The sequence below is a fragment of the Qaidamihabitans albus genome, from assembly GCF_016464705.1.
In the GTDB taxonomy this organism is placed as follows: Bacteria; Actinomycetota; Actinomycetes; order Mycobacteriales; family Pseudonocardiaceae; genus Qaidamihabitans; species Qaidamihabitans albus.
The window spans coordinates 282,130-298,072 of record NZ_JAEHOB010000004.1 but is presented as its reverse complement, the minus strand read 5'-3'; the positions used below and the strand labels follow the sequence as shown (position 1 = coordinate 298,072).

Genomic DNA, 15,943 nt, shown 5'->3' with positions numbered 1-15,943 from the left:
TGTCTTGCTGTGTCTTTTGACAACGCCTACGAGGCGATCACCGAGGAGAACAGCTCCCGGTGGGCCTTCGGTACCGGATTCGAGGATCCGCTGTCCGGTATGGACACCGCCGTTCCGTCCGGTGTGGACGCCGCGGACCTGACGGCCTACTGCCTGATGCTCGGTGACGACGCGCTGATCGTGTCGCACCGGTTGCAGGAGTGGTGCACGAACGCGCCGGAGCTGGAGGACGAGGTCGCGATCGCCAACATCGGGCTCGACCTGCTCGGTCAGGCGCGGTTGCTGCTCGCCCGCGCGGGCGGCGGCCGGGGCGAGGACGACTACGCGTTCTTCCGCGACGAGCACGAATTCCGCAACGTGCGGCTGGCCGAGCTGCCACGCGGCGACTTCGGCAAGCTGATCGCCCGGCTGCTCGTGTTCGCCACGTGGCGGCTCGCGCTGCTGAGCCGGCTGGCGGACTCCCGGGACCCCGTGCTCTCGGCCATCGCCGCCAAGGGCGTCAAGGAGGTCACCTACCACCGCGACTACGCCGCCCAGTGGGCGGTGCGGCTCGGTGACGGCACGGAGTACTCACGCGAGCGGATACGGGAGGGCCTGGAACGCGTCTGGCCCTTCGTCGGCGAGCTTTTCGTGCCGCACGAGATCGAGCTCCGGCTCACCGAGGCCGGGGTGGCCGTCGATCCCTCGACGCTGCGCGCGGAGTTCGACGACGTCATCGCGCAGGTGCTCGCGGCGGCGACGCTGGACGTTCCGGACGTCGCCGCGCGGGCGGGCGTCGCGGGCCGGACCGGACGCGACGGCGTGCACACCGAGGCGATGGGCTACCTGCTGGCGGAGTTGCAAAGCGTGGCGCGAGCGCATCCGGAGGGCACATGGTGACCGCGTTGCGCGACGCACGGGCGGTCGCCGAGACGGTGACCGACCCGGAGTTGCCGATGCTCACGCTCGCCGACCTCGGCGTGCTGCGGGAGGTCTCCGAGTCCGGCGGCACGGTGATCGTTTCGATCACGCCGACCTACAGCGGTTGCCCGGCGATGGACACGATGCGCGACGACCTGGTGCACGCCCTGCACGCGGCGGGCTACGACGAAGTCGAGGTGCGCACGGTGCTGCACCCGCCGTGGAGCACCGACTGGATCAGCGAGGCCGGACGGCGCAAGCTCGCCGATGCGGGGATCGCGCCGCCGGGTGACGCACCGGCCGCGCGGCCGGGACCGGTGCCGCTGACGCTGGGTCCCACGGTGCGCCGCGTCCGCTGCCCGCGCTGTGGTTCGGCGGAGACCGAGGAGCTCTCGCGGTTCAGCGCGACCGCGTGCAAGGCCCTGCACCGCTGCCGTGCCTGCGCGGAGCCGTTCGAGCACATGAAGGAGCTGTGAGAGTTGTGAGCGCACCGGCGAAACCGAGGCTCCGCACGAGCTTTCACCCGCTGACCGTCGCCGAGGTCACGCGGCTGTGCGACGACGCCGTCGCGGTCTCCTTCGACGTGCCGCCCGAGCTCGCCGCCGAGTACGACTTCCGGCCCGGCCAGTCGCTGACGCTGCGCCGCACCATCGACGGGCGTGAGGAGCGGCGCTCCTACTCGATCTGCGCGCCCGCCGGGGCGAAGCCGCGCATCGGGGTGCGGGAGGTGCCGGACGGGCTGTTCTCGACCTGGCTGGTGCGGGAGGTCCGGCCGGGTGACGAGATCGAGGTGGGCACCCCCACCGGCGGCTTCACCCCCGACCTGGCGCGGCCTGCGCACCACGTGCTGATCGCGGCCGGGTCCGGGATCACGCCGGTGCTCTCGATCGCGGCGTCCGTACTGCGTGAGCCCGCGACCACGGTGACGCTGATCTACGGCAACCGGCGCACCGAGACGGTGATGTTCGCCGACGAGCTGGCCGATCTGAAGGACCGCTACCCGGCGCGGCTGGAGCTGGTGCACGTGCTGTCGCGGGAGCCGCGCGAGGTCGAGCTGTTCACCGGCAGGCTCGACGCGGAGAAGCTGACCGCACTGCTGCGGCTGCTGCCCGAGCCGGAGCGGGTGGACCACTGGTGGCTGTGCGGGCCGTACGGGATGGTCACCGACGCGCAAGACGTGCTGGCCCGGCACGGCGTGGCGGCCGAGCGGGTGCACCAGGAGCTGTTCTTCGTCGACGATGTGCCGCCGGAGCCGGTTCGGCACGAGGAGGCGGTCATCGCCGGGGAGACGGCCGAGCTCACCGTGCGGCTCGACGGACGGCTGACCACGGTGCTCAGCGCGAAGGGCACCCCGGTGCTCGACGGTGCGCAGCGATCGCGGCCGGACCTGCCGTTCGCGTGCAAGGGCGGGGTGTGCGGCACGTGCCGCGCGAAGGTGGTCGAGGGCGAGGTGGCGATGCGCCGCAACTTCGCGCTGGAGGCCGACGAGGTGGCGGCCGGTTTCGTGCTCACCTGCCAGTCGCTGCCGGTGTCGGATGCGGTCACGGTCGACTACGACTCGTGACTGCGCACACGAGTTAGAACTCGCGTAGCCACTCACGAGCCTTAGGGGCCTTCCCGGATGTCCGGCGGCGCGGGTTCTGCGACGCTGTGGCCATGCCGATGGCACCTGGTTCCCGTACCCGTGACGCCGCGCTCGCCGCCGGGGTCGCGGTGATCGTCGTGGGCGGCACCGTGCTGCCCATGCCGTTCGGCGGTGCGGGCGGCTCGCCGGGCGTGCTGGGCTGGACGTTGCTGCTCACCGGCTGCGGGCTGCTCGCACTGCGCGGCCGGTACCCGGTCGCGGTCGCCGTCGGGACGTTCGTGGCCTGCGCGCTGTACTACCCGCTGGTCACCGCGGACGGCCCGCTGCTGCTCACCTTCGTGGTCTCGCTCTACACGGTCGCCGCGAGGGGACATCTCGTGTCGGCCGGGGCGCTGGCCACCGCCGCGCTGCTCGCGACCGGCTACGGCGAGGCCGTCGGCGACGTCCGCAACGTCGACGACGTCGCGCTGGTCATGCTCGCCGGCTGGCTGGTCGCCGTGGTGGCGCTCGGCGGCGCGCGGCACACCCGGCACGCCTACCTGCGGGAGGTCGAGCAGCGCGCCGCGACGGAGGAGCGGCTGCACATCGCGAGGGAACTGCACGACGTGCTCGGGCACAACCTCTCCCTCATCAACGTGCAGGCGGGTGCGGCGCTGCACCGGATCCAGCAGGATCCCGGGCAGGCGGAACGGGCACTCGACGTGATCAAGGAGTCGAGCAGGCAGACCCTGCGGGAGCTGCGCACGACCCTCGGCGTGCTGCGGCAGGCCGACGCCGACGGCCCCGGGCTCGCGCGGCTCGACGAGCTGATCGAGCAGGTCCGCGCGTCGGGACTGTCCGTGCGCACCGAGGTGGCCGGCGAACGCAGGCCGCTTTCCCCTGACGCGGACCTGACCGCGTACCGGGTGGTGCAGGAGGCGCTGACGAACGTCCGGCGGCACGCCGGGGCGAGCAGCGCCACCGTGCACATCCGGTACGGCCGGGACGAGGTGCGGGTCGAGGTCGACGACGACGGCCGGGGCGCGCCGGAGCGCCCGGCCGGTGCCGGGCACGGCATCCGCGGCCTCGGCGAGCGGGTCGGCGCGCTCGGCGGTGAGCTCACGGCGGGCCGCCACGACGGGGGCGGCTTCCGGGTCAGCGTCCGGCTCCCGCAGGGGGTGTCGGCGTGACGAGCGTGGTGCTCGCCGACGACCAGCACCTGGTGCGTGCCGGGTTCCGGTCCATCCTGGACGGTGAGGACGACATCCGGGTGGTGGCGGAGGCAGCGGACGGCGACAGCGTCGTCCGCGTCGCCCGCGAGCACCTTCCGGACGTGGTGCTGATGGACATCCAGATGCCCGGTGCGGACGGGCTGGAGGCGACCCGGCGCATCGCGGCCGACGACCGGCTGGACGGCGTCAAGGTCGTCATCCTCACCACCTACGACGTCGACGACTACGTCTACGGGGCGCTGCGCGCGGGAGCGAGCGGCTTCCTGGTCAAGGACACCGAGCCGATGGAGCTGATCCACGCCGTCCGCGTGGTGGCACGCGGCGACGCCCTGCTCGCGCCGCGGGTGACCCGCAGGCTGATCGCGGAGTTCGCGGGATGGGCCGCCCGTCCCGCGCCGAGCCCGCGGCTCAACGCGCTGACCGAACGCGAGCGCGAGGTGCTGACGCTCGTCGCGGAGGGCCTTTCCAACGACGAGATCGCGCAGCGGCTCGTGCTCTCGCCCGCCACCGCGAAGACGCACGTCAGCCGGATCATGGCGAAGCTGCGGGTGCGTGACCGCGCGCAGCTGGTGGTGCTCGCCTACGAGTCGGCGATGGTGACTCCCGGCTGGCTGGACTGACCGGGTGCGGTCGTGAGTGGCTACGCGAGTCAGAACTCGTCTCCGCACTCACGACCGGTGCCGGGCCGCGGTGCTCAGCCCGCCTGCTCCTGGTAGTACGCCTGCTGTGCCGGGTAGTAGTCGCCGAAGTCCGGCAGCGGCTCGCCCGCCCGCGCGGCGACCAGCATGTCCAGGTAGTACTCCCAGCCCGGGCCGATCTCGCCTGCCCCGGCCGGGCTGTCCAGGTGCTGGACGAAGCGCAGTTCCGTCGTGCCGCCGGTCTCGGAAAGGTTCAGCTCCATCCGCCACGTCCCGGCCTCGTCGGTCATCGACGCGGCCAGGTGGGTCGGCGGCTCGCAGGCGTCGACCCGCAGATCGCACCAGGGCGCCTCCTCCTCGAAGGCCATCTGCACCTGGATGGTGCGGCCGGGACCGGCCTCGCCCTTCCACGGGCCGAACCATCTGGCCGTGCGCTCGGGCTCGGTGACGCTCGCCCAGACGTCGTCGGCCGGGGCGCGGAACGTGCGGGTGACGACGAGGTCGTAGCCGCTGGTGGTCGGGAAGATCCGGCCGGTGGGTGTGGGCTTCATGCGGTGCTCTCCTTCTCTTCGGGGTGCCGCGCGGCATGCTCCCGCCGCGTGCGATGAACCTCGGTCTCCAGCGCGTCGAACCGTTGCCGCCAGGGCTCCGGGCGCTGGAACCGAGCGAGCCAGTCGGCGAGCTCGGCCAGCGGCGCCGGATCGAGCACGTAGAACCGCTGCCTGCCCGTGTACTCGGCGCGGGCCAGTCCGCTCTCCCGCAGCACCCGCAGGTGACGGCTGATCGCGGGCCTGCTGATGGGGAAGTGCTCGGCGATCTCGCCCGCCGTCCGGCGGCCCTCGTGCAGTAGCACCAGGATCTCCCGCCGGACCGGGTCCGCGATCGCGTTGGCCGCCTCCACGAGCAAAAGCGTAACCGATGGGTTACGCATTTACCAGTACAACTTCCGGCGTACGGCACCGGGTGCGGGGCCGACCCGGGTCGCGGGGCAGGTGCATCCCGTGGAACGACGTGCCGGGGGCGGCCGTTACCGCATGCTCCGCGCATGAACACATCGGTGTCCTCTCCCTCGCCCGGCCGGCTGGATCGGCTCGCCGGGTTCGCCCAGCGCCATCGCTGGGCCGCGCTGGCGCTGTGGGTCGTCGTGCTCGGCGTGATCACGCTCGCCGCGCAGATCGTCGGCAGCGACTACCGCGACGATCACTCGCTGCCCGGCACCGAGTCGCAGCAGGTGATCGAAACCCTGCGCGAGCACGCGCCCTCCCGCGCCGGGGAGTCCGTCCAGCTGGTCGTGGCGCACGACGAGGGAGTCAGGGCCGTCCGCGACCGGGTCGAGGGCCTGCTGTCCGAGGTGCGCACGCTGCCGCACGTCGCCGCCGTGCAGAGTCCCTACGACTCGCCTGGGGCGATCGCTCCGGACGGGACGGTCGCCTACGCCACGGTGGCGCTCGACGCCGAGGCCGCGGACGTCCCGGTCGAGGACGTGCGCACGCTCATCGAGACCGCCGAGGCGGCCGAGGGCGGCGGCCTGCGGGTGGCACTCGGCGGGGACGTCATCCGCAACGCCGAGGAGGGCGCGGGTGGCGCCGCCGAAGGCGCAGGCATCCTCGCCGCGCTGGTCATCCTCGTCTTCATGTTCGGCTCGCTGCTCGCCGCGAGCCTCCCGGTGGTCACCGCGATCTTCGCGGTGGGCAGCACCCTCGGCGTGATCGTGCTGGTGTCGCACCTGATGGACATGCCCTCGTACGCGCCGCCGCTGATGATGCTCGTCGGGCTCGGTGTCGGGATCGACTACGCGCTGCTGGTGTTCTCCCGCTACCGCGAGGAGTTGCTTGCCGGGCACGACCGCGACCGTGCCGCCAGGGCCGCGCTGGACACCGCGGGCCGCTCGGTGCTCTTCGCCGGGTGCACGGTGATCATCGCGCTGCTCGGGCTGCTGGCCCTCGGGCTCGGCTCGCTGCAGGGAGTGGCGCTCGCCGTCGCACTGACCGTCCTGGTCACCATGGCCGCCTCGGTCACGCTGCTACCGGCGCTGCTCTCCGTCTTCGGCCGCCGCATCGAGCGTGCCGTCCGGCGGCGCGCCGAGCGGCGTACGCACGGGGAGGGCTGGCGGCGGCTCGCCGCCCGCGTCCAGCGTGGCCCCTGGGTGCCGCTGGTGCTCTCGGTCGTCGCGCTCGGCGCCCTCTCGCTGCCCGCGCTGGACATGCGGCTCGGTTTCGCCGACGCGGGCACCGAGGCGCCCGGCCAGACCAGCAGGCAGGCCTACGACCTGCTCGCCGAGGGCTTCGGCCCCGGCTTCAACGGACCCCTGATCGTCGTGTCCGAGGGCGAGGCGGGTCCGCTGGCCCGGACGCTCGAAGGCGCCGAGGGCGTCGCGAGCGCCACCCCACCGCAGCCGCTGCCCGGTGGGGAGGTCTCCACCACGCTCGTGTTCCCGGACAGCGCACCGCAGGCGGAGGCCACGCACGAGCTCGTCGACCGGCTGCGTGGCGAGGTGCTGCCGGAGCTCGCCGAACGCACCGGAGCGACCTACCTCGTCGGCGGCTCGGTTGCCGCGGCCGACGACTTCGCCGCCGCGGTCGGCGCCAGGCTGCCGCTGTTCGTGCTCGTGGTCGTGGGACTGTCCGCGCTGCTGCTGATGGCCCTGTTCCGCTCGGTGCTCATCCCGCTCAAGGCGGCCGTGCTGAACCTGCTCAGCATCGGGGCGAGCCTCGGCGTGATCACGCTCGTCTTCGGCGAGGGGATGCTCGGCGCGCAGGCGGGCCCGATCGGGGCGTTCGTCCCGGTGATGATCTTCGCGATCGTGTTCGGGCTCTCCATGGACTACGAGGTCTTCCTGGTCTCCCGGATGCACGAGGAGTGGCGTCGCACGGGCGACGCGGCACATGCCGTGCGCGAGGGGCTGGCCCGCACCGGTGGGGTCATCACGGCCGCCGCGGCGATCATGATCGTGGTCTTCGGCGCGTTCGTGCTGAGCCCGGACCGGATGCTGCGGCAGTTCGGCCTCGGGCTCGCGGTCGCCGTGCTGCTCGACGCGTTCGTGATCCGCTGCCTGATCGTGCCCGCCGTCATGCGGCTGCTCGGCGACCGGGCGTGGTGGCTGCCGCGCGGACTCGCTCGCGTGCTGCCGGAGATCTCGCTGGAGCCCAAAGCCTCGTGAGTGCGCAGCGCCCGGGTGCGGGTGTCCCGCAGGACACAGTGAACTCGTGTGCGCACTCACGAGCTTTGGCGCCCGTTCACGGCACGCAGGGTGCGCATGGCCTCCGCGAGCGCCTCGGACGCGTCCGGCCCGAGCGGCTCCAGCACGGTCCTGCGGAGGATGTCCGCGCACGCCTTGCGGGCGTCCTCGGCGACCTGCCTGCCGTGTTCGGTCAGGCAGGCGTAGGTCACCCGCCGGTCCTCCGGGCTCGGCACGCGGCGGATCAGCTCCGCCGCGACGAGCCGGTCCGCGACCTTGGTGAACCCGCCGCTGGACAGCGCGGCCTCCCTGGCCAGCCTGGTCATCGGCATCCGCCTGCCGGGCGAGCGCACCAGCCGGATCAGGATGTCGAATGACGCGGGCGCGAGCCCGAAGCGTTCGGCGATCTCTCCCATCAGGCGGTCCTGCGTGGCGAGGTAGCCCTCGATCACCAGTCCCCACCAGGTGACGATCTCGTCGTCGTCAGGTTCCGTCGGCACGGGGCGAGTGTAACCCAGGTACCTTCCGGGAATATATCTTGCGCGCGAGAGGTTCTGGGATTAGCGTGGGAGATACCCGCTCCGAAGGAGAGAGCCATGTCGTTCAGGACCAGCGGCCTGCACCACGTCACCGCCATCGGCGGCGACCCGCAGCGCAATGCCGACTTCTACCTGCGAACGCTGGGGTTGCGGCTGGTGAAGACCACCGTCAACTTCGACGACCCCGGGACCTACCACCTCTACTACGGCGACGAGTCCGGCAAGCCGGGCACGCTGCTGACGTTCTTCCCGTGGCGCGACGTGCCGCGCGGCCGGATCGGCACCGGCCAGGCCACCACGACGTCCTTCTCCGTGCCGGAGCAGTCGATCGGCTGGTGGAAGCGGCACCTGGAGGCCGCGGGCGTCGAGACGAGCCGCGTCACCAACCGCGACGACGAGGACGTGCTGAGCTTCCGCGACCCGGACGGGCTGCCGCTGGCACTGGTCGCGCACCCGCAGGGCGACCCGCGCGACCCGTGGGACACCCCGCTCGTCCCCGGCGAGCACGCGATCCGCGGCCTGCACTCGGTGACGCTCTCCGTCTCCCGCGAGGACGCCACCGCGGGAATGCTCACCGAGGGGCTCGGGCTGAGCTTCGCGGCCGAGGACGGCAACCGCTTCCGCTTCCACGCCGGTGCGGGCGGTCCCGGCGCGCTGGTCGACGTGCTCGTGACGCCGGACGCCCCGAAGGGCCTCGTCGCGGGCGGCACCGTGCACCACGTCGCCTGGCGTGCACCGGACGAGCAGACCCAGGCGGCCTGGCGCGAGGAGCTCGTCAGCCGCGGGGTCGGGGTCACGTCGATCATGGACCGCCAGTACTTCCGGTCGATCTACTTCCGCGAGCCGGGCGGCACGCTGCTGGAGATCGCGACCGACCAGCCGGGCTTCTCGATCGACGAGCCGCTGCTCGAACTGGGCCGCGCGCTCAAGCTGCCGCCGTGGCTGGAGCCGAACCGCGAGCAGATTCAGGCGATGCTGCCCGAGCTGGAGCTGCCTGCCGAGAACAACGCGGTGCGCACATGAGCGAGCTCTCGCTGGAACACCGCTTCCACGACGGCGACCGGGACGCGCCGGTGCTGTTGCTGCTGCACGGCACCGGCGGCGGGCCGGACGACCTGCTCGGGCTCGGCAAGGAGCTCAGCCCGGCCTCGCCGATGCTCGCGCCGGCGGGACCGGTCTCCGAGGGCGGCGCCGCGCGGTGGTTCCGCCGCCTCGCCGAGGGCGTCTTCGACGTCGAGGACGTGGTGTACAGGGCGGGCCAGCTCGCCGAATTCCTGGTCGAGGCCCGCGAGCGCTACGATCTCGCCGGGCGCAGAACGGTCGCGGTCGGCTTCTCCAACGGGGCCAACATCGCCGCCGCCGTGCTGCTGCTGCGGCCCGACGTGCTCACCGAGGCGGCGCTGTTCGCCGCGATGCTGCCGGTGCCCGACCCGCCCGTGCACGACCTCAGCGGCACCCGCGTATTCCTTTCCAACGGAAAGCGTGATCCGATGGCGCCTCTCGATTCCACCGAACGGCTCATCGCGCTGCTGCGGGAGCGTTCGGCCGAGGTGAGCACCCACCGGCACGACGGCGGGCACCAGATCAGCGTCGACGGCTTCGAGGCCGCACGGACCTGGTTGGCACCGCCAGGTTGATCGAAATTCGTCGGTAGCACGACGGCTACGCATTCCACCCGCGAAATGCAAGAATGAAAGCGAGCGCGACGAACGCATTCGACTTTCCGCGCGCGGGGGGAGATGTGACGATGGAGTTCGGCGACATGGTCGACTGCCCGCGGTGCCACGGCTCCGGGCTCGCACCCAACCGGAAGGACCCCTGTGGCAGCTGCGGCGGGCTCGGACAGGTCCCCAAGTAGCGAGTGCTCGCTGTGCAGGGACTCCGGCACCCTCTCCTGGCAGCAGCCGCAGGAGTCGGGGGTGCTGCGCACGATCGAGATGCCCTGCCCGAACGGCTGCGGGGGCCACTGGACACATCCGCATGCGGAGCGGGAGCGGGTGGTCGAGCAGCCCGACGACCGCCCCGCGCGGGCCAGGGGCAACGCGGACGAGGCGAACGGCATCGGCGCGGACTTCATCCGCGACGCCCTCCAGAACTGGGGCTTCCTCGACGACAAGCGCGATGAGGAGAAGTGACTACCCACGGGTAGCATCAGCGCGATCAGTCGAGGGGAGGAGCCGCCGTGAACTCCGAGGACCTGGCGCGGCGAGCCGGCAAGGTCGCGGGCTGGGCCGCGCGCACCGGATACACGCTGGGTAGGCGCCTGCCCGGCGCGGGCACCGCCGAGCGGAGCCTGCGCTCCCTCGAACGTATCGCCTTCAGCGAGCTGCGGCGGAGGCTGGAGGGGGTCGACGACCCCTACCTCGCCGCGCTCGCCGACGCCTCGTCGGCCACGGCCGCCTCGAAGACCAGGTTCAGCGGCAACGGGCAGGCCGCCGCGGCCACCACGACCACCACGACCGCCGTGGTGCCCGACGGCGACCGCCCCGAACCGCTGCGGGCCGCGATGGCGGAGCTGCTCAGCCGCTCGGTCGGCTTCGACCGTGAACAGGCCCGCGACTACCTCTACGCGCTCATCCTCCGCCAGCTCACCCCGGACGAGGCGCGCATCCTCTCCGCGCTGTCCGACGGCACTCCGTTCCCGCTGCTCGACATCGCCGAGCGGACCAGCCTGGGCGGCGCGGGCCGCGTCGTGCTGCGCAACGCCTCGACGGTCGGCAAGGCCGCGGGTGTCCGCCTGCCCGATCACGTGCCCGCCTACCTCACCCGGGTGATCGCGCTCGGTCTCGCCGACGCCGACGAGGAGTCGCCCGCGCTGGACACCCAGTACGAGATCCTGCTCACCGACGAGGTGGTGCGCGCCGCCGAGGAACAGGTCAGGCGGCCGAAGTACGTCCGTGGCACGGTCCGGATCTCGCGGCTCGGCGCTGGCTTCTGGCAGGCGTGCGACCCGACCCGGTAGTGATCGCGGCGCCGCTAGCTGGGGAAATGCCCCAGCAAGCAGGTGCGTGAACCGCCCGGTCGTGTGATCATGTCACCCACCTCGGCGGAGGGCGGTGGTGCTGGATGGACGAGTACCTGCGTGCGGTCGCCGACGACTTCGCCAGGTACTGGCCCGTCTACTGCTCGATCCCGGTGGCCGCCGCGCTGATCGGCTACGTGACCAAGCTCGTCGCGATCCGGATGATGTTCCAGCCGCTCGACTTCGTCGGCGTCAAGCCGTTCCTTGGCTGGCAGGGCATCGTGCCGAAACGGGCGGCCCGCATGGCCGGTATCGCGTGCGACACCATGACGCGCCAGCTCGTCCGGCCCGGCGACGTGGTGAACCGGCTCGATCCCGAACGCATCGCCAGGGAGATCGAGACACCGCTGCGCGCCGCGGCCGACGAGATCGTCAGGGACATCGCCGCCCAGTACCAGCCGGGACTGTGGGAGTCACTGCCCGGCCGGGTACAGCGCATGGTGATCCACCGGGTGCAGACGGAGACGCCGAAGATGGTGGCCGGCGTCATGGAGGCCGTCAAGCAGGACATCGACAGCGTCTTCGACCTCAAAGACATGGTCGTCACCAGCCTGGTGAAGGACAAGGCACTGCTGAACCGGATCTTCCAGGAGGCGGGCCGCAAGGAGTTCCAGTTCATCGCCCGGTCCGGGCTGTTCTTCGGCGGGCTGATCGGCGTCGTGCAGATGATCGTCTGGGTGCTGTTCAAGATCCCGATCATCATGCCGCTGTTCGGCCTTTTCATCGGCTGGTTCACCGACTGGCTCGCGCTGAAGATGATCTTCCGGCCGAAACGGCCGGTGCGCTACTTCGGCCTGTTCGAGTGGCAGGGCCTGTTCCACAAGCGGCGGGCCGAGGTGTCGGAGGCATACGCGGAGCTGATCGCGAAGGAGATCATCACCCCGCGGAACGTGATCGAGGCGGTCCTGCGCGGCCCGCTCTCGGACAAGGTCGTCGGCCTGATCCAGCGCAAGGTCGACGACGAGCTGGCCAGGCAGGCCGGCATCGCGAAGCCGCTGGTGGTGCTGGCCGTGGGCAGCAGGCGCTACCAGGAGATGAAGGCCCGGATCACCGAGCAGATCATGGCGCGGCTGCCGGAGACGATGCGCTACATCGAGGACTACGCGGGCGATGCGATGGACATCCGCAACGTGCTGGTCACCAAGATGAAGGAGCTCGACGCCGACGAGTTCGAGGGCCTGTTGCGGCCCGCGTTCCAGCAGGACGAATGGATCCTCATCGCGACCGGCGCGCTGCTCGGCGCGGCGTTCGGTGAGCTGCAGGTGCAGGTGGTCCTGCACCTCACGTCATGACTGCAAGCCGGTCCAGTAGCCGTGCAGGCGTTCGGCGAGCTCCCCGGGCCGGGCCAGGGCGGGAAGGTGACCGCCCGGCATCTCGTCGGGTGTGATGCCCAGCCGCTCGCGGAGGACCCGGCGCTGGAAGTCCGCGGGGAAGAAGCGGTCGTCGCGGCACAGCAGGAACCTGGTCGGTACGTCCGGCCACGCGACGAGCGGCCACGGCTTCTCGAACGGCGTGCCGGACTGGTCACGGACGTGGTCCTCGCCCCCGGCCACGATCTCCGCGGGGACGTCGTGCAGGAACGTCACGTACGGGTCGAACTCGGCGTCGGGGTCGCGGCCCTGCCGCTCGTCGAGCTCCCGCCGCGCCCGCTCGTGCCCGGTGCTCGCCCACCACTCGCCGGGCGGCTCGCCGGGTAGGGGGACCATCGCGGCGACGAGCACCATCAGCTCCACCGGAACCCGCTCGCACACCAGCGGGGCGGTGAACCCGGCCATCGACTGGGCCACCAGCACGACGCCGGTGCGCTCGCCGATCGCGTCCACCACGACATCGGCGTACTCGGCGAGCCCGGCCGAGTCGTCGTCGCACGGCAGGTCAGGCGCGAGCACCTCGTGCCCGCGGGCGCGTAGCTCCGGGAGCACACGGTGCCAGTACCACGAGTCGGACCCGGCTCCGTGCAGAAGGACGAACGTGGCCATCGGGGACCTCCCTGTCTCAGGTGGTCCTAAAGTAGCACCAGCAGGTATAGAATTGAAAGCATGCGTAGCTACGACGATCCGTGCGGTCTCGCCCGCGCCCTCGACCTGGTCGGCGAACGGTGGGCGCTGCTGGTGGTGCGGGAGCTGCTGCTCGGCCCGAAGCGGTTCGCCGACCTGCGGCGCGGCCTGCCCTCGGTGAGCCAGAACGTGCTCTCCCAGCGCCTGCGCGACCTGGAGACGGCAGGGGTCCTGCGGCGCCGGGTCCTCGGCCCGCCCGCGGACGCGCGGACGTACGAGCTCACCGAGCACGGCAGGCGCCTCGAACCCGTGCTGCTGGAGCTGGCCCGCTGGGGCAGCCGCACACCGCTGACGTCGGTCGCGGAGCTCAGCGCCGGCGCGCTGGTGCTGGCGCTGCGGACCACGTTCGACCAGCGGGCCGCTGCCGGGATGTCCGCGACCTACGAACTGTCGCTGGCCGGTGAGCTACTGCGCGCCGAGGTCGCGGACGCCAGCCTCGAGATCGCCAGGGGCAGGCCGGAGCGGGCGGACGCCGTCCTGCGCGCCGACGTCGCCACACTGCGCTCGCTGATGTTCGGTGGCCGCGCGCTCGACGACGCGTTGCGCGACGGCGACATCGAGGTCGGGGGTGACCGGGCCGCCGCCGAGCGGTTCCTCGCCCTGTTCCCGCGTCCCGCGCTCGCGACCGCTCCGCCGGGCTAGCGCCGCCGGTGGTGTGTGCCACCGGCACGGCCGAGTTGGGCCGTGCCCCGGTGGGTACGCCGGGAGAGGCTCGCACACGACGGAAAGGAGTGCGCCAATGAGCAGCCGAGACCAGGTGATCACGTGGCTGAATGACGCCTACGCGATGGAGCAGGCGCTGGAGGAGACCCTGGAGCGGCACGCCAAGGACGCGCAGGGCGAGAACGAAGAGGTGCACGAGCGGATCCAGCGCCACATCCAGGAGACCCGTGATCAGGCCGCGACGGTCCGCGAGTGCATCGAGTCGCTCGGCGGCCAGGTCTCCGGCAGCAAGAGCGCCTTCGCCAGCATGTTCGGCGCGATGCAGGGCAACTTGAACAAGCCGGCCGGGGACACGATGGTGAAGAACGCCGTCGCCGACTACGCGGCAGAGCATTTCGAGATCGCGACCTACCGGGCCCTGATCGACGCGGCCCGGCAGATCGGCGAGGAGGAGGTCAGCGGGAAGCTCACCGGAATCCTCCGCCAGGAGGAGGAGATGGCCCGCTTCCTGGAGCAGCAGCTGCCCGGGGCCGTCAGGGAGACGGTCGGAGCGGCGGCGAGCTGACGCCTCCGGGCGTACACCGGGGACCGCCGCGCGCCTTCCCGCCGGCGGTCTCTTCGCTGCCGGCGTGGCCTACTTGGCCGCCTTGGCCGCCTTCTTGAACGCGCGGACCTCGGCGAGGGACTCGGCGCTGGTCACGTCCGCGATGGAGCGATGGGCGCCCTCGTCGCCGTAGGCGCCGGCCGCCTCCCGCCAGCCCTCGGGCCGGACGCCCAGCTGTTTGCCCAGGAGCGCGAGGAAGATGCGGGCCTTCTGCTCACCGAAACCCGGAAGCGCCTTCAGCCGCTTGAGCACCTCGGCGCCGTCCGGCTTGCCGGCCTTCCAGATCCGCTCGGTCCTGCCGTCGTAGTTCTCCACGATGTGCTGGGCGAGCGCATGCACCCGGCGGGCCATGGAGCCGCCGTAGCGGTGGATGGCCGGCTTCTGCACGCACAGCTCCACGAACTGGTCGAGGTCGGCCTCGGCGATCTTCGTGACACCGAACCCGCCCATCCGGTCGGCGATCTTCTTCGGGCCGATGAAGGCGACCTCCATCGCGATCTGCTGATCGAGGAGCATGCCCGTCAGCAGGGCGAACGGGTCATCGCTGAGCAGCCTGTCGGCCTCGGCGTCGCCGGTCAGGCGCAACTTCCTGGGCATGGCCTCATCCTCGCACGTCAGGGCGGCGGAGCACACGGGGCGGCGGCCCGTCCTCCGAGCACCTGGCGGTCACCGTACGTGTTCGTCCGGCTGCACGCTCGCATATCCGCCGCATTACCACTACCTTGAGAGCTTCGGCCGCTGATGTCACAGCGGTGGCGATGAGCTGCGCATATATCATATTTCAGGCTCATTTGGTACATCTCTGTCGGCATTGTCACATGTGTTTCGGTGTCATTGCAGGTAGGTCGCCTGCCGTCGCCGTGCGTGAGCTGAACCGCGTAACGCATTCTGTTAGGTTGCACAGATATGTCCGGAAAGCACACGGAGCGTGCCAACGGCGACAAACACGCGGCCGGCCACGTGGTGATCGAAAACCCGTCGAAGGCGGATGGCGCGGCCCTCTGGCGAATAGCACGTGATTCACAAAAGCTGGATCTGAACTCCTCGTACACCTACTTGTTGTGGTGCTGCGATTTCGCCGACACCTCGGTTGTCGCGCGCGTGGACGGGGAGGTCGTCGGGTTCGTCATCGGCTACCGCAGGCCGGTGGCGCCGGAGGCCGCGCTCGTCTGGCAGGTCGCCGTCGACGCGTCACAGCGCGGCCTGGGGCTGGCCGGTAAACTGCTGGATGCGCTGTTCACCCGCCTCGTCGACGAGGGAGTGCGGTACCTGGACACGACCATCACGCCGGACAACCAGGCGTCGATCCGGCTGTTCGAGTCCTTCGCCAAGCGGTGGAACGCCGCGCTCGAGCGGTCGGAGCTGTTCGCCGCCGCCGAATTTCCGGACGAGCACGAACCGGAGGACATCTTCCGGATCGGTCCGCTCGTTCGCCCGAACGCGGCGGACCATTAACAGAACGCACGTGATCACGGCGGCCGCACGGCCGGCCGCCCGGGTGAACTGGCAGAAGACAATTCGCCCGCAAATGCAAGAGACGGAGCAA

At 71.3% G+C, this 15,943-nt stretch carries 19 protein-coding genes; 14 read left to right on the top strand and 5 right to left on the bottom strand.

The window, feature by feature from the left end; genetic code table 11:
• Positions 1-9: 9 nt before the first annotated feature.
• The 5 genes from paaC to JAP66_RS10405 all read left to right on the top strand — a co-directional run bounded on the left by paaC (position 10) and on the right by JAP66_RS10405 (position 4,316).
• Entirely contained in the window at positions 10-879 is an 870-nt protein-coding gene (paaC, locus tag JAP66_RS10425) for a 1,2-phenylacetyl-CoA epoxidase subunit PaaC (protein WP_199431435.1), read from the top strand.
• Positions 873-1,376 carry a 1,2-phenylacetyl-CoA epoxidase subunit PaaD gene (gene paaD / locus JAP66_RS10420; RefSeq protein ID WP_199431434.1) on the top strand — a complete coding sequence of 168 codons (504 nt, stop codon included), beginning with the start codon at positions 873-875 and terminating at the stop codon, positions 1,374-1,376. The genes paaC and paaD overlap by 7 nt, the downstream gene beginning before the upstream one ends.
• A gap of 5 nt (positions 1,377-1,381) precedes the next feature.
• On the top strand, positions 1,382-2,464 hold the full coding sequence (gene paaE, locus JAP66_RS10415; protein WP_199431433.1) for a 1,2-phenylacetyl-CoA epoxidase subunit PaaE: 1,083 nt from the start codon (positions 1,382-1,384) through the stop codon (positions 2,462-2,464).
• Between the two features lie 92 nt (positions 2,465-2,556).
• Positions 2,557-3,654 carry a sensor histidine kinase gene (locus tag JAP66_RS32905; protein ID WP_199431432.1) on the top strand — a complete coding sequence of 366 codons (1,098 nt, stop codon included), beginning with the start codon at positions 2,557-2,559 and terminating at the stop codon, positions 3,652-3,654.
• Positions 3,651-4,316 (top strand): response regulator transcription factor, encoded by a 666-nt coding sequence (locus tag JAP66_RS10405; RefSeq protein WP_199431431.1) that lies wholly within the window; start codon positions 3,651-3,653, stop codon positions 4,314-4,316. Before JAP66_RS32905 ends, JAP66_RS10405 begins: the two co-directional genes overlap by 4 nt.
• Before the next feature lie 74 nt (positions 4,317-4,390).
• On the opposite strand, the gene JAP66_RS10400 is transcribed toward JAP66_RS10405, so the two are convergent.
• Together JAP66_RS10400 and JAP66_RS10395 are read right to left on the bottom strand one after the other, a co-directional pair.
• Positions 4,391-4,885, bottom strand: coding sequence for an SRPBCC family protein (locus JAP66_RS10400; protein WP_199431430.1), 495 nt, complete (start codon positions 4,883-4,885; stop codon positions 4,391-4,393).
• Complete coding sequence (locus JAP66_RS10395; RefSeq protein ID WP_307849508.1) at positions 4,882-5,235, bottom strand: metalloregulator ArsR/SmtB family transcription factor; 354 nt, start codon at positions 5,233-5,235, stop codon at positions 4,882-4,884. The genes JAP66_RS10400 and JAP66_RS10395 overlap by 4 nt, the downstream gene beginning before the upstream one ends.
• Positions 5,236-5,379: 144 nt before the next feature.
• On the opposite strand from JAP66_RS10395, the gene JAP66_RS10390 reads away from it, so the two are divergent.
• The gene (locus tag JAP66_RS10390) at positions 5,380-7,494 is read left to right on the top strand and encodes an MMPL family transporter (RefSeq protein WP_199431428.1); all 2,115 of its coding nucleotides are present in this window, start codon (positions 5,380-5,382) and stop codon (positions 7,492-7,494) included.
• A gap of 56 nt (positions 7,495-7,550) precedes the next feature.
• Here JAP66_RS10390 and JAP66_RS10385 read toward each other — a convergent pair whose 3' ends face one another.
• Positions 7,551-8,012, bottom strand: coding sequence for a MarR family winged helix-turn-helix transcriptional regulator (locus JAP66_RS10385; protein ID WP_199431427.1), 462 nt, complete (start codon positions 8,010-8,012; stop codon positions 7,551-7,553).
• A 96-nt stretch (positions 8,013-8,108) separates the two neighbouring features.
• Between JAP66_RS10385 and JAP66_RS10380 the strand changes: the two genes are divergently transcribed.
• The 5 genes from JAP66_RS10380 to JAP66_RS10360 all read left to right on the top strand — a co-directional run bounded on the left by JAP66_RS10380 (position 8,109) and on the right by JAP66_RS10360 (position 12,365).
• Complete coding sequence (locus JAP66_RS10380; RefSeq protein ID WP_199431426.1) at positions 8,109-9,074, top strand: ring-cleaving dioxygenase; 966 nt, start codon at positions 8,109-8,111, stop codon at positions 9,072-9,074.
• Positions 9,071-9,688, top strand: coding sequence for an alpha/beta hydrolase (locus JAP66_RS10375; protein ID WP_199431425.1), 618 nt, complete (start codon positions 9,071-9,073; stop codon positions 9,686-9,688). The genes JAP66_RS10380 and JAP66_RS10375 overlap by 4 nt, the downstream gene beginning before the upstream one ends.
• Positions 9,689-9,871: 183 nt before the next feature.
• Positions 9,872-10,186 (top strand): hypothetical protein, encoded by a 315-nt coding sequence (locus tag JAP66_RS10370; RefSeq protein ID WP_307849507.1) that lies wholly within the window; start codon positions 9,872-9,874, stop codon positions 10,184-10,186.
• A 47-nt stretch (positions 10,187-10,233) separates the two neighbouring features.
• Entirely contained in the window at positions 10,234-11,013 is a 780-nt protein-coding gene (locus tag JAP66_RS10365; RefSeq protein WP_199431424.1) for an Abi-alpha family protein, read from the top strand.
• Between the two features lie 104 nt (positions 11,014-11,117).
• Entirely contained in the window at positions 11,118-12,365 is a 1,248-nt protein-coding gene (locus JAP66_RS10360; RefSeq protein ID WP_199431423.1) for a DUF445 domain-containing protein, read from the top strand.
• On the opposite strand, the gene JAP66_RS10355 is transcribed toward JAP66_RS10360, so the two are convergent.
• Complete coding sequence (locus JAP66_RS10355) at positions 12,360-13,052, bottom strand: alpha/beta fold hydrolase (protein ID WP_199431422.1); 693 nt, start codon at positions 13,050-13,052, stop codon at positions 12,360-12,362. The genes JAP66_RS10360 and JAP66_RS10355 overlap by 6 nt on opposite strands.
• A gap of 60 nt (positions 13,053-13,112) precedes the next feature.
• On the opposite strand from JAP66_RS10355, the gene JAP66_RS10350 reads away from it, so the two are divergent.
• Both JAP66_RS10350 and JAP66_RS10345 read left to right on the top strand, forming a co-directional pair.
• Positions 13,113-13,772: a winged helix-turn-helix transcriptional regulator gene (locus JAP66_RS10350; protein WP_199431421.1), complete on the top strand. Its 660-nt coding sequence runs from the start codon at positions 13,113-13,115 to the stop codon at positions 13,770-13,772.
• A gap of 97 nt (positions 13,773-13,869) precedes the next feature.
• Positions 13,870-14,358, top strand: a complete 489-nt coding sequence (locus JAP66_RS10345; RefSeq protein ID WP_199431420.1) for a YciE/YciF ferroxidase family protein — start codon at positions 13,870-13,872, stop codon at positions 14,356-14,358.
• 69 nt (positions 14,359-14,427) lie between these two features.
• Here JAP66_RS10345 and JAP66_RS10340 read toward each other — a convergent pair whose 3' ends face one another.
• A complete protein-coding gene (locus JAP66_RS10340; protein ID WP_199431419.1) occupies positions 14,428-14,994 on the bottom strand; it encodes an HhH-GPD-type base excision DNA repair protein in 567 nt (188 codons plus the stop codon).
• A 309-nt stretch (positions 14,995-15,303) separates the two neighbouring features.
• Between JAP66_RS10340 and ectA the strand changes: the two genes are divergently transcribed.
• A complete protein-coding gene (ectA, locus tag JAP66_RS10335; protein WP_199431418.1) occupies positions 15,304-15,852 on the top strand; it encodes a diaminobutyrate acetyltransferase in 549 nt (182 codons plus the stop codon).
• Positions 15,853-15,943: the final 91 nt, after the last annotated feature.

Excerpts from the sequence above, each read along its gene's own strand:
- paaD (WP_199431434.1), top strand. The coding sequence starts at position 873 with ATGGTGACCGCGTTGCGCGACGCACGGGCGGTCGCCGAGACGGTGACC.
- JAP66_RS32905 (WP_199431432.1), top strand. The coding sequence starts at position 2,557 with ATGCCGATGGCACCTGGTTCCCGTACCCGTGACGCCGCGCTCGCCGCC.
- JAP66_RS10400 (WP_199431430.1), bottom strand. The coding sequence starts at position 4,885 with ATGAAGCCCACACCCACCGGCCGGATCTTCCCGACCACCAGCGGCTAC.
- JAP66_RS10390 (WP_199431428.1), top strand. The coding sequence starts at position 5,380 with ATGAACACATCGGTGTCCTCTCCCTCGCCCGGCCGGCTGGATCGGCTC.
- JAP66_RS10380 (WP_199431426.1), top strand. The coding sequence starts at position 8,109 with ATGTCGTTCAGGACCAGCGGCCTGCACCACGTCACCGCCATCGGCGGC.
- JAP66_RS10375 (WP_199431425.1), top strand. The coding sequence starts at position 9,071 with ATGAGCGAGCTCTCGCTGGAACACCGCTTCCACGACGGCGACCGGGAC.
- JAP66_RS10360 (WP_199431423.1), top strand. The coding sequence starts at position 11,118 with ATGGACGAGTACCTGCGTGCGGTCGCCGACGACTTCGCCAGGTACTGG.
- JAP66_RS10355 (WP_199431422.1), bottom strand. The coding sequence starts at position 13,052 with ATGGCCACGTTCGTCCTTCTGCACGGAGCCGGGTCCGACTCGTGGTAC.
- JAP66_RS10350 (WP_199431421.1), top strand. The coding sequence starts at position 13,113 with ATGCGTAGCTACGACGATCCGTGCGGTCTCGCCCGCGCCCTCGACCTG.
- JAP66_RS10345 (WP_199431420.1), top strand. The coding sequence starts at position 13,870 with ATGAGCAGCCGAGACCAGGTGATCACGTGGCTGAATGACGCCTACGCG.
- JAP66_RS10340 (WP_199431419.1), bottom strand. The coding sequence starts at position 14,994 with ATGCCCAGGAAGTTGCGCCTGACCGGCGACGCCGAGGCCGACAGGCTG.
- ectA (WP_199431418.1), top strand. The coding sequence starts at position 15,304 with ATGTCCGGAAAGCACACGGAGCGTGCCAACGGCGACAAACACGCGGCC.